Annotated in this window: 15 protein-coding genes; all 15 read right to left on the bottom strand. The window is 45.1% G+C overall.

What is annotated here, in order from left to right:
- Positions 1–10: 10 nt before the first annotated feature.
- The gene (locus AC3CID_RS04300; RefSeq protein WP_016790906.1) at positions 11–796 is read right to left on the bottom strand and encodes an MlaA family lipoprotein; all 786 of its coding nucleotides are present in this window, start codon (positions 794–796) and stop codon (positions 11–13) included.
- 120 nt (positions 797–916) lie between these two features.
- Positions 917–2,137, bottom strand: coding sequence for a c-type cytochrome biogenesis protein CcmI (gene ccmI / locus AC3CID_RS04295; RefSeq protein ID WP_146456876.1), 1,221 nt, complete (start codon positions 2,135–2,137; stop codon positions 917–919).
- Positions 2,137–2,625, bottom strand: coding sequence for a cytochrome c-type biogenesis protein (locus AC3CID_RS04290; protein WP_017084526.1), 489 nt, complete (start codon positions 2,623–2,625; stop codon positions 2,137–2,139). Before AC3CID_RS04290 ends, ccmI begins: the two co-directional genes overlap by 1 nt.
- Complete coding sequence (locus AC3CID_RS04285) at positions 2,622–3,173, bottom strand: DsbE family thiol:disulfide interchange protein (protein ID WP_017076803.1); 552 nt, start codon at positions 3,171–3,173, stop codon at positions 2,622–2,624. The genes AC3CID_RS04290 and AC3CID_RS04285 overlap by 4 nt, the downstream gene beginning before the upstream one ends.
- A gap of 5 nt (positions 3,174–3,178) precedes the next feature.
- On the bottom strand, positions 3,179–5,149 hold the full coding sequence (locus AC3CID_RS04280) for a heme lyase CcmF/NrfE family subunit (protein ID WP_017084525.1): 1,971 nt from the start codon (positions 5,147–5,149) through the stop codon (positions 3,179–3,181).
- The gene (gene ccmE, locus AC3CID_RS04275) at positions 5,146–5,628 is read right to left on the bottom strand and encodes a cytochrome c maturation protein CcmE (RefSeq protein WP_017076805.1); all 483 of its coding nucleotides are present in this window, start codon (positions 5,626–5,628) and stop codon (positions 5,146–5,148) included. Before ccmE ends, AC3CID_RS04280 begins: the two co-directional genes overlap by 4 nt.
- Positions 5,625–5,831 (bottom strand): heme exporter protein CcmD, encoded by a 207-nt coding sequence (ccmD, locus tag AC3CID_RS04270; protein ID WP_004736230.1) that lies wholly within the window; start codon positions 5,829–5,831, stop codon positions 5,625–5,627. The genes ccmE and ccmD overlap by 4 nt, the downstream gene beginning before the upstream one ends.
- Before the next feature lie 14 nt (positions 5,832–5,845).
- Positions 5,846–6,586 carry a heme ABC transporter permease gene (locus tag AC3CID_RS04265; protein WP_054548164.1) on the bottom strand — a complete coding sequence of 247 codons (741 nt, stop codon included), beginning with the start codon at positions 6,584–6,586 and terminating at the stop codon, positions 5,846–5,848.
- Positions 6,587–6,764: 178 nt separating this feature from the next.
- Complete coding sequence (gene ccmB, locus AC3CID_RS04260; protein WP_004736228.1) at positions 6,765–7,433, bottom strand: heme exporter protein CcmB; 669 nt, start codon at positions 7,431–7,433, stop codon at positions 6,765–6,767.
- A gap of 1 nt (position 7,434) precedes the next feature.
- Positions 7,435–8,052, bottom strand: coding sequence for a cytochrome c biogenesis heme-transporting ATPase CcmA (gene ccmA / locus AC3CID_RS04255; protein ID WP_012603450.1), 618 nt, complete (start codon positions 8,050–8,052; stop codon positions 7,435–7,437).
- 278 nt (positions 8,053–8,330) lie between these two features.
- Entirely contained in the window at positions 8,331–8,843 is a 513-nt protein-coding gene (locus AC3CID_RS04250) for a DUF2802 domain-containing protein (protein WP_017090989.1), read from the bottom strand.
- Positions 8,843–9,337 (bottom strand): chemotaxis protein CheW, encoded by a 495-nt coding sequence (locus AC3CID_RS04245; protein WP_004736225.1) that lies wholly within the window; start codon positions 9,335–9,337, stop codon positions 8,843–8,845. Before AC3CID_RS04245 ends, AC3CID_RS04250 begins: the two co-directional genes overlap by 1 nt.
- Before the next feature lie 74 nt (positions 9,338–9,411).
- The gene (locus tag AC3CID_RS04240) at positions 9,412–10,533 is read right to left on the bottom strand and encodes a chemotaxis protein CheW (protein ID WP_488526990.1); all 1,122 of its coding nucleotides are present in this window, start codon (positions 10,531–10,533) and stop codon (positions 9,412–9,414) included.
- Positions 10,520–11,302: a ParA family protein gene (locus AC3CID_RS04235; RefSeq protein WP_004736223.1), complete on the bottom strand. Its 783-nt coding sequence runs from the start codon at positions 11,300–11,302 to the stop codon at positions 10,520–10,522. Before AC3CID_RS04235 ends, AC3CID_RS04240 begins: the two co-directional genes overlap by 14 nt.
- Before the next feature lie 10 nt (positions 11,303–11,312).
- Entirely contained in the window at positions 11,313–12,434 is a 1,122-nt protein-coding gene (locus tag AC3CID_RS04230; protein ID WP_017076809.1) for a protein-glutamate methylesterase/protein-glutamine glutaminase, read from the bottom strand.
- Positions 12,435–12,447 lie beyond the last annotated feature (13 nt).

Genomic DNA, 12,447 nt, shown 5'->3' with positions numbered 1-12,447 from the left:
AACCTAATATCTAGTAATCTTCTAGGTATCCGTCAATGAAATCTTCTTCTTCAAGATCGACTTCTTCCGGTTCGATTTCGGCTTTAAAGTCACGACGCTGAATGTAAACTTCACGAGTCAGAGCATATGGATCTGGCGAGTCATCCAACAGAGCTTCTTGAGAAACTAACTGAGCACGAGTTTCCATGCCTTCGAACGCCCACTTTCCTAGGCTCGCCCAGAAGCTAATTAATGACAAAGGTACATACAGACTATCCACTTGCTCCGTCACTTCACGAGTCGTAATAGGACCATAACCCGGCACCATAAAGTACGGCCCATTCCCTACTCCATAATGACCAATCGCATCAGAAAACGATTTGTCGTCATATTTGGTGATACCCGCTTCACTGGCAATATCAATTAGGCCCAACAGACCAAAGGTTGAGTTAATCCAAAAACGGTTGAAATGGTCGAGTGCTTTCTCGCCATTACCCATGAATATGTTGTTCACCATGCTCGCAGGTTCGTCTAAGTTGGCTAAAAAATTTGAGATACCAGAGCGAACTGGAACAGGGGTATAGCCAACATAAGCGAGTGAAACAGGACGAACTAAATAAGGATCAAGATATTCGTAGTTGATATCCCACATCGCTCGGTTGAACCCTTCGAAAGGGTCATTCGGGTGGGACTCTTCTACGTATTCAGAGGTTTCGAGATTATTATCGTTCGTGCTTTCATCTGGCGCGCTAGAACAGCCCACCGTTAAGCTTGCGATAAAAAGTAAACTCGAGAGTCTTAAAACACTGACAGACATATCACCTTTTCCATAAGGAATAATAAAAAAAGGCCAGCAATCGCTGGCCTCAATTGTTTTGCGTAAGTCTATACCGTTTGTTGCAAAATCGGAATAGCTAACACCTATGCAAAATGATGATTAATATTGCTTATTGATATTAATGGTCACTGGAGCGCCCAGTTCAACCACTTCACTTTCACCGTACCAATCACCATCGCGAGTTGAAACGTTACCATCTGTATCAAGCCTAGCTCTAACCATCAGAGTTTCAAGGCTAGACAACTTCGAGCCTTCCATCATGCTGTTACCATCATCGAGGACAACAGTGCGAGGGAAAGAACCCAATGGGTAACGGGCTGCAGCGACCGGCATTGGCGAACCATCAGCTCTATGTACTGAAACAACCAACACAGACTTAGGATCAGCGTTCACATCGCCAGACAGCTCAAGTGTTACTGCAACGCTCTTACCTTGGTCAACCCCCATGGTGTCGCCCATTTTCTTCTGAGCACTTTCAATACTGCGTGACAACATCTCGTAGCGACTGTCTTGTGGGCCAATCATCTGTTGCATGATGCTCCAGTACTTCACCGCTCCCGGGTAATCTTGACGTTCAAAAGAATCAAACGCTAGCAGTGAGAACACTCGAAGGTCGACATAATCGTTTTGGATCAAACGGCTCAAAATCAAACGCGCTTGGTTTTGATCGGCTTCATCAGGTGAAAGCATCAGTGCTTGAGCAAAACCTAGCTGAACATCTTCATTCTTAGGCTCAAGTTTGTAAGCTCTTTCCATAGAATCTTTCGCTGTTTCAGCGTCACGGTTTGCTAATGCAATACGGCCAAGCAATAACCAACCCGTTGAATCTTTTGGTTGATAGTGAAGACGAGTACGAAGCGCTAGAGTCAAATCTTCAAGTTCATCATCTGTAAGCGTTCCACCTTCTGATGACATTAACTTTTTAGACAACTCAGGAAGGTTCGAACTCACTTCTTGCCAGTGTTGAACCTTATCTAATGCACCAAACTGGAAGTACATACCATAAGTCACAACCAGAACCAGAATCACTGACGGTACAACGACACCCAGCGTAGATATCTGTGTTCTCTTGATTTTTTCTTGCGTTGGAACGTCATCAAGTAGCGACTGTTTTAAGTCAGCGATCAGTTCTTGCTGGTTATCAACAAGGCCTTCTTCAGCTTCTACTTCTAATTCAACTAAGCGATCTTTATAGAAGGCTTTATTCAACTCATCACGAAGCACTTCATCGTTGTTTTCCTTCTTGTTCAAAAAAGGCAGAACAATCATTAAAATCGCTGCTAGCGAAAGGACAATTGTAGAAATCCAAAATAGAGTCATTACTGTTTATCTCCGTCGTTCTCTTCGTCGAGTAACGCTTTTAAACGTGCTTCTTTGTCTGCATCCCAGTCTTTATTGGACTCTACTGCTTTTGATTTTGACTTTCTGCTTCGTAAAACAATCAAACCAAAACCCAATACAACAACCGAAAACGGACCAACCCATAGGATCGATGTCGCCAAGGTCAGTGGCGGGTTGTACGTTACAAAGTTACCGTAACGAGCAATCATGTAATCAATAATTTCTTGCTCAGACTTGCCATCTTTTGTCATCTCATACACTTTTTGACGCAAGTCGACCGCAAGTTCCGCGTTCGAATCACCAATCGTGTTGTTCTGACATTTTGGGCAACGAAGCGTATTGCTCAAATCTTTAAATTGCTGCTCTTGATCGACCGTATCAAACTCATGAAATTCGATAGGCGCCGCCGTTACCGACGCAGAGATAGCGAACGTGGCGAACATTGCTACAAGTGTTTGTTTAATCATTTCGCCTCCTCCAATAACTCTTGGTACATCGGCTGAAGCGTCGATGCCCAGTTAGTCGGGTTCACGTCACCAACATGGCGGTAACGAACCACGCCGCTGGCATCAATGAGGAAGGTTTCAGGAGCGCCATATACGCCAAGGTCAAGACCTAACATACCGTTGCCATCGAACAAGCTGATTAAGTACGGGTTGCCCAGTTCTTTTAACCAACCAACCGCTTTATTGCGATCATCTTTGTAGTTAAGACCAATGATCTTAACGCCTTGATCCGCTAACTTATTCAGGTAAGAGTGCTCTGCATAACAAGTAGGACACCAAGTCGCCCACACATTAAGAAGCAGAGGCTCACCTTTAAAGATAGCTTGATCATGAAACTTACCCGGCTGTTCCAAATCCTCTAGGCCAAACTCAGGAACCTGCTTACCAATCAATACCGATTCAAGTTTAGTCGGGTCATCACCCGACTGGTTACGCATCAATTGAGTTGCAAAGATTCCAGCTAGAACCATGAACGCAATCAATGGAATGAATAAAATCTTCTTGTTCATTCGAATTAAGCCTCCTGCTCTTGAGCCGACTTTTTCGTTGGCTTACGGAAACGGTAACGACGGTCACTGATGGCAATCACACCACCAATCGACATGATCAAAGAACCCGCCCAGATCCAACGTACAAATGGTTTGTAGTAGATACGTACAGCCCAAGATTTGTTGTCGTCTAAACGCTCACCCATTGCGATATAAAGGTCGCGTGTTACGCCACGATCAATCGCCGCTTCAGTCATCATAGACTTAGCTGTAGTGTAGAAACGTTTTTCAGCGTGAAGCGTGTTGATGTATTTGCCTTCTTTGGTAATTTCAAAGTCAGCAATGTAACCATCATAGTTAGGGCCATCTTTGTCACGAACCCCTGTAAACAGGAAGCTGTATTCTTCAAGTTGGTAGCTTTCGCCTGGCGCTAAACGCACATCACGTTCGATGCTGTAGTTTTGCACCATCGCGATACCGATCACTGTTACGGCTAAACCCATATGACCACAGATCATTGCCCAATGGCTACGAGGCAGCTTAGTTAGGCCTTTCATGAAGGTATGACGGTGTGTTGCACGCTCATGCAGCTCAAAGCCGTGCATGAAGAAGATCCAGAACGCCATCACCCAACCAGCAAAAGCAGTACCACTAAAGCGATCAGCTAGCATGGTCACCATTAGCGCACTTAAACCTAACGAGAAGATACCCGAAACTAACATTGGCTTAATAAGCTTAGACAGGTTGTCACGTTTCCAACGGATCAGTGGACCGATACCCAATAGGAACGAGAACGGGATCATTAACCAGAAGAACAACATATCAAAGAATGGTGCACCGATTGAAACCGAGCCCAGCCCTAATTGCTTATGAACAAGTGGTAGCAACGTACCCACTAACACAACCACTAACGCAGCAATCAATAAGATATTGTTGCCGAGTAGTGCGTTTTCACGAGAAACCAAATCAAAGTTACCACGGACACGAACCGATGCGCCTTTAACAGCAAACAACAGCAGTGAACCACCGATAACGAACACTAGGAAACCTAGAATAAACATACCACGAGCAGGATCTGACGCGAATGCGTGAACCGATACCAAGATGCCCGAACGAACTAAGAATGTACCTAGTAAGCTTAAAGAGAATGCAGAGATAGCCAGCAATACTGTCCAGGCTTTAAATGTGCCACGCTTTTCTGTTACCGCAAGCGAGTGCATCAGCGCGGTACCAGCCAACCAAGGCATGAATGAAGCGTTTTCTACTGGATCCCAGAACCACCAGCCACCCCAGCCAAGTTCGTAGTAAGCCCACCATGAACCAAGTGCGATACCTACCGTTAGGAATAACCATGCCGCGATTGTCCAAGGACGAGACCAACGAGCCCAAGCCGTATCTAGACGCCCGCTCATTAGAGAAGCAATAGCGAAAGAGAACGCAACCGAGAAACCTACATAACCCATGTAAAGCATAGGCGGGTGAATAATCAAACCCGGGTCTTGCAGTAATGGATTCAAGTCACGGCCATCGACAGGAAAGTAAGGCAGTGTACGTAAGAACGGGTTAGACGTTACGATAATGAACAGCAAGAAGCCGACAGTAATCAAACCCATGATAGCCAGTACGCGAGCCACTGACTCTTGAGGCATACCACGGCTAAACGTCGCTACTGCAACCGTCCAACCCGCTTGGATAAGAACCCAAAGCAGTAATGAACCTTCATGAGCACCCCAAACCGCTGTGATTCGGTAGTACCAAGGAAGTTGGCTATTCGAGTTACTTGCTACGTATTGAACCGTAAAATCATTGGTGTAGAACGCGTAGCACAAGATAAAAAACGAAATCGCTAGGAATCCGAACATACCCCATGATAGCGGTCGTGCACTATTCATTAATAATGTGTTATTTCGAGCTGCCCCATACAGCGGGAGCACACTCAATAGCAATCCCAGCCCTAAGGACAGGATCATGGCAAAGTGGCCGATCTCGGCTATCATTGAGCACTTCCTTCTTTTTGTTCTGTCGAGTACTGCATTGGCTCATGGGTTTTCTTCATTGCTTCAGCAACTTCAGAAGGCATGTACTCTTCATCGTGTTTCGCTAAGACTTCGAAAGCTTCAATTGTTGTCGCATCTTTCAGAACGCCTTGAGCAACAATACCTTGCCCTTCACGGAAAAGATCAGGAAGAATGCCATCGTATAGAATCGTTACTTTAGGACCAACATCTTTCAAGTCAAAGCTTACACGTAGTGATTCGTTGTCACGGCTTACAGAACCGACTACAACCATGCCACCAATACGCAGACGTTGGCCAACTTCAGGTTTCTTGCCGTCTTTGCCGTTAACAAGCTCAGTTGGCGTGTAGAACAGATCCATGTTCTGGTTAAGCGCATAAACCATTAATCCAACAGTTGCACTGATACCAAAAAAGATCGCTAAGACAATGCCCAGCCTCTTTTTACGTCTTGGGTTCATAGAGTGTTCTCCATATTTTTTGCTGCATCGATACGAGCTTGACGATCAATCTTAGCTTGTACTTCATTTAGTAATTGCTTACCACGACGAACGCTTAAGACCAGTAAAATGATCATCGCGAGGAATGTGATTCCAAATGCACTCCATACATATGAGGCGTAGCCACCCATGGCAAAGAAATCACTCAGAGATTCAAAATACATAATTACCTACCCTACTACGCTTTATCAGCCGCGAGTTTACGAACCCACGGACGGTGACTTTCTTTACTGATGATTTCGTTTCTAAAACGAACCATAGTCACAGCACCAAAGAAAAAGGCGAAGCCGAAGATGTTGAGAAGAAGCGGCCATAGCATGTCACTTGAAATAGAAGGCTGATCGAACTTAGTAATCGTCGCGCCTTGGTGAAGTGTATTCCACCACTCTACTGAAAAGTGAATGATAGGTAGGTTGATGACACCAACGATCGCCAAAATACCTGCTGCTTTCGCTGCGGTTTTTTGGTCGTCAAACGCGTGGTGTAGTGCAATCACACCCAAGTATAGGAATAGAAGAATCAGCTCTGAGGTCAAACGCGCATCCCAAACCCACCAAGCACCCCACATTGGTTTACCCCAAACAGCACCGGTTAGCAGCGCTATGAAGGTAAATACAGCACCAATAGGCGCCATAGCCAATGCAGCCATGTCTGATAATCTCACCTGCCATACTAAGCCGATGAATGCCGCAATTGCCATCGACATGTATACACCCATCGACCAAATTGCAGACGGAACATGGATATAGATGATACGGAAGCTATCGCCCTGTTGGTAATCAGAAGGCGCAAATGCAAGCCCCCACACAGTACCGGCGGATAGACACAATAGCGCTAGGATAGAGAACCATGGCAGAAGTTTACCAGCAAGCTGATAAGAGGTTTCTGCTTTGGCATAGGGATGGAGCCATTTCCACATGTTGTAATCTCACTCTTACTTCATATTGCTTACAGCTATTACAGCTATAATTATTATAATTTATTTGGCTTACTGTCTCTTTCAGTGACTCTATGAGTTTAAAAGCTTCAATTAGTTCACTCTGAACAAACAAAGTGGAAGTGAACGCTTAGTTAGCTAGTTTTAATCAGATAATTAACTAGTTAACACTCACTCTCAGCGCTGCGCTTATGGCAAATGGGGTGAGCGTCATTGCGCCCATTAGCATTGCCCCTAACACAGCTAATTGACCGTTATACGCAACGCCTAGTGCTGCCGCATCAATCGCTGATGTAGCAAATATAAGAATTGGGATATACAACGGCAAAATAAGCAGACTTAACAGCACACCGCCTTTTTGTAATCCAACGGTTAAAGCGACACCAATCGCACCAATAAAGCTTAATGCAGGCGTACCAACCAATAGCGTTAAGACCACCGATAACCAAGTATCGAAATCCAAGGACAGCAGTACCGCTAACAACGGACTGATCAATATTAATGGTAACCCTGTCAATAACCAGTGCGCTATGACCTTGGACAATACTACCAACTGCAACGGGATGGGCATCAGCATCATCTGCTCGAGGGCGCCATCTTGGAAATCATCTCGGAATAATCGTTCGAGAGAGAGTAATGCAGAAAGTAAAGCAGCAACCCAAACAATGCCCGCTGCGATACGCGCAAGTAGGTTTGGCTCAGGGCCGATACTCAATGGGAAAAGGGTGATGACAATGATAAAAAACCACAGAGGGTTAAAGATATCGGCTTGGCGACGAAATGCGATCAACAGCTCACGTCGAATGATCGTTGTCATTGAAGAAATCATATTACTCACCCAACTTTATTTTTCTTAGTTTCGGGCTATCAGCAAACATGTCTTGGTGTGTGGTTAATAACACAATGCCACCGTTGTCTGCATGCTGAGAAAAAAGAGACTCTAGAACTTTAACGCCCTGCTTATCAATGGCAGTCAGCGGTTCATCTAGAATCCACAACATTTGCTTACTTAACCACAGACGAGCCAATGCTACACGGCGCTGTTGACCCGCCGAAAGTTGACCTGCAGGCACGTCTTCTCGTCCAGCAAGGCCGACTTGAGCCAATGCATTGTAAAGTTCTTCCTTACTCGTTCCACTGCTGTGAATCGATTGATAGAAGCTCAGGTTTTCATAGGCACTAAGCTCGCGTTTTACGCCAGTTTGGTGACCAAGAAAAAGCAAATTTTGGTGATACACATCTCGACTCGTTTCAATGGACTCACCATCCCAAGAGATAGTACCTTCATCACGATCACCTAAGCCGGTGATAATCCTAAGGAGTGTCGTTTTCCCAGTACCGTTACGACCTTCAACTTGAACCAGCTCACCGGGTTTCAATTGAAAAGACAACGATTCAAATAGAACCCTGTCGTCACGAATAGCAGTTAAATTTGAGACTTCAAGCATAGGTAAATTTAGTCGAGTAATGAAAGGGCTATAGTAGCACACCAATATGGTGACAAAACAGGACTAGGCGTTTTCGATAGAACAAACTCCGTAAGAAACTGTTACCACCGCATCACAATTTACACATTTTCATCAACAAACAAGATACTGCCTTAGATACAAGCACTTATAAACATCGTTCTATATAGAGCTGTCAGGCATAAAAAAAGAAGCCGAAGCTTCTTTTAAGAGGAGTGCACGATAAACATCAATTACTCAATACGCAGCGAGCGCTCAATTTAACGACGTCGAGTTGGGTCTCTGCGCTTATGAGATGCATCTGGTTGTTCATCGTACGATGAAGGGTTACTTCTTAGCGAAGGAATTTTTTCCTTACCCGCGAGCTTATTCTGCAGAGACATCATCAGCTCAGCTTCAGCTTTAGGTAATTCACACTCTTCGATCAGTTCGTTTATCCCTGCACCAAGCTGAACCATCTTCGTTGCACGCGTGTACAAGCGCCCATCGGTATCAACATGTTCCAGCTCTACAATGCGTTCATTCAAGTGCTTGATTAGATCTTGCTGTTCCGTCACTTTCTGACCAAGGCCAACCACGACAGAGCGAACCTCAAGCAATTGCTTGCTCGATTTTTGAAGCTCTTTGTCCAAGTTACGAACTTGCAGGCGTGACTGATCGAGCTGCTTTTGAATCGCACGTTTTACTTTGCTAATCAAAATCACGATGAATAACGTAAAAACCCCGACTCCGGCAATCAGAGCAACAGGGCTTAAAGGAAGCGCTTCAAACATTACAGGTGAGCCATCTCATCCCATTCGTCTTCGCTTAGTAGTTTGTTTAGATCTACCAAGATAAGCAGCTTGCCATCACGATTACTAACACCTTGGATGAACTTAGCACTTTCATCAGTACCAACACTTGGAGTTGTGTCGATTTCAGAAGAACGTAGGTAAACCACTTCAGCAACGCTGTCTACTAGAATGCCAATGACTTGACGCTCAGATTCAATAACGATGATACGAGTGTTGTCTGTGATTTCACCTTGCATCAAACCAAAGCGAGAACGAGTGTCGATAACAGTAACAACGTTACCACGTAGGTTAATAATACCTAGAACGTAATCTGGAGCACCCGGTACTGGAGCAATTTCACTGTAGCGAAGTACTTCACGTACCTGCATAACATTAATGCCGTAAGTTTCTTCTTCTAGCTGGAATGTCACCCATTGAAGTACTTCATCATTGGTTGGGTCTTTTCTTACTTCAATTTCACTCATATGAGACATATTTAATCCTCTTGCCGTCGTTACCGACCACTATTATTAACTTGATGCGTTTATTGTTAGCCTAATGCTTATTACTAGCTTAATGCTTTTACATCTAGCCCTGCGTTTAGCATGGCGATCAATGCTTCAACATGAATCAAAGCACACATTTTTTCTTTTACCATACCAGCGAGCCATGGGCGTTTACCTGCCATTTCTCGCCAACGAACTTTATCTGTATTAAGAAGCTCGGTACCTTTAAGTTCAGTTCCCGCAAGCCCCCATAAGCTTTCGCCAAGCATCACTATATATTGATAGTTTTCTTTGTATTCATCATTCGTTAGTTTCTCAGGCATCACCCACTTTGCGGTGTCGACCACATCTAACTGACTCTCTCGGTTTGTTTGCAAACCTAAATACCAAGCAGGCTTACCAATCAAATGGCTTAGCTCTTCAAGGCGATGAATACCACCAAGCTCATCAAGAGGAACAGCAAATGTTACCCCGTTGACATCAAAATACAGTACCTGAAAATCTTCTTTTCGAGCCGTAGTTTCCCAAGATGTAAACCGTTCAATACCGCCAGATTGAGTTTCAACCTCAACCTCGGGTTCACTGATAGATTCAATTTCTGACTCTTCAGTGTGAGTTCCGTCTTGCAGAGCTTCAACGTGCGACTCTTCAGCTATTGGTGACTCTTCCGCTATTGGAGACTCGGCTTGCTGCTCAATTGGTCGTTCAACAGGTCGATCAACAACCATTGACGAATCTGACTCAGGGAGGTTCCAGTCTTGAATCTCAGACTCTACAGAAAGCTGAACGGATTCCACCGCAGCATCAAACATTTGCATGTCTGCTTGCTGAGCGATTTTCTGCGTGTTCTGATCCATTAATTCATCAAGATTCAGTTCATCAACCACGTTCGTCGCTTCTAAGCGGCTCAGTAATTTTTGAACGTCTTCCAGATTAGGCACTTCAAATTCAGCTTCTCGCAACTCGGCATAGGTCGAGTAACTCGAATATTTGGGCTCTGGCTCTGGCTCTGGCTCTGGCTCTGGCTCTGGCTCTGCAGATGATGACTCATCGCTGGTCTCGTCAACAAAAAATTCGTCAGAATCCAGCATTTCATCACCTAACAGCGCAGTAAAGTAATCATCAAGTGCTTGTTCACTTGATAAACTTGATCGCGCCATTGTTGATTCTTTATTCGCGCTCATTTATCGCCAGCCTTTCGAGATAAATAAGCAGCTGTTTGTAAGCAAATACACCACGACTACCCGATGCAAAATGAGATGCTGGTAAGCGCTTTAGGCTAGCATCTCGAAACTTAGTGTCTATCGGCACAGCGGATGTCCAAACTTGATTTGGATAATCTTCTTTTAGCTGAGTTAATGTTTGCAGTGATGCTTTAGTTCGCTTGTCGTACATCGTCGGGACAATCGTCACCTTAAACGGTGTTTTGCGAGACTTCTGCATGATAGCCAAAGTGCGAATCATGCGCTCTAAGCCTTTCATTGCCAAAAACTCAGTCTGTACCGGAATCAAAATACGGTCACTGGCAGCCAATGCGTTGACCATCATCACACCCAAGATCGGCGGACAATCGATAAGCACATAGTCATAGTCGTCTTTCAAAGCGGCCAAAGCACGCTTCAAGATCAACCCCATACCGCTTCGATTTCCCATCACACGGTCTAATGTTGCCAAAGACATGTGCGCGGGAATAATATCGATACCTTCGACTTCAGTTTGTAAAATCAAAGGTCTTACTGTCGGCGCGCTAAACTCACGCAACTGAAATAGATCAAACAGACTCGATTCCACCGTATCTGAGTCGTAACCCAGATAGGTGGTTAGTGATGCATGCGGGTCAGTATCAACCAACAGAACACGGTGCCCCTTCAACGCAAGTAAACCTGCTAGGGTCACGGTCGAGGTCGTTTTACCAACACCACCTTTTTGGTTTGCAACACTCCAAACAATCATTTCGATTTACCTAAGCTAACCCAACTTCAACCAAAATCCTTTCCGCAATGCGGTCTAGAGGGAGGTCTTCAGTAGAAATGCCAGCTTTTGCTACAGCTTGAGGCATACCATATACAACACAGCTATCTTCATCTTGCGCCCAGATTGTCGAGCCCGCAGTTTTTAACATACGCGAACCTTCTCGACCATCAGCGCCCATGCCGGTCAGTATCATAGACAAGACTTTGTCGCCGTAGATCTTCGCTGCAGAGCCGAAGGTTACATCCACACAAGGTTTGTAATTCATTCGGTCGCCGCCATCGATAATTCTTAAGCGAGCAGATCCTGCACGGCCGTCAACCATCATCTGTTTACCACCAGGAGCAAGATAAGCCACTCCAGGTTTCAACACATCTCCGTCCTGTGCTTCGCGAACCTCAATCTTACATAAGGTATTCAGTCGGCTAGCAAAAGCGGCAGTGAACGTTGCTGGCATATGCTGAACTAACACAATCGGATGTGGGTAGTGTGCAGGGATGCGCGTCAAAATTTTCTGTAGTGCAACAGGGCCACCAGTAGAAGTACCAATTGCAGTTAATTGATACTTTTTACCCGAAGCTCTGAATTTCGCCGTTGATGCAACCGCTGGTTTCACTGCTGAAGCTGCGGCTGAAATCGGTTGGCGCAATGGTGTTGAAGTTGTTGCCGGTGTGGCTGTAGCTCGTGGCGCAATAGGAGCACGGCGCATAAATGCACGCTTTGCTGCAATCTGAATCACACGTTGTTGAAGCAATGCGACAGCATCATCGCGGTTACGTGCGATGTCTTCAAACTTCTTAGGTAGGAAGTCTAGAGCACCAGCGTCTAACGCATCTAATGTTGCTCTCGCACCATCATGCGTTAGCGATGAAAACATTAAAATAGGCGTTGGCGACGCAGCCATGATTTCACGAACGGCGGTGATGCCGTCCATGACAGGCATTTCGATGTCCATCGTGATTACGTCAGGTCTCAGCTGTTTCGCTTTCTCAACCGCTTCTTTACCGTTTACTGCTACATCAATGACTTCTAGGCGAGCCTCTGAGTTGATGATCTCGCTAACGCGACGACGAAAAAAACTCGAATCATCAACGACTAATACTTTAATCGCCATATTTATCCTTAAA

The sequence above is a fragment of the Vibrio sp. QJM3NY_21 genome (assembly GCF_057785975.1).
The sequence above is the reverse complement of the archived record's forward strand: the minus strand, read 5'-3'. Positions and strand labels throughout refer to the sequence as shown.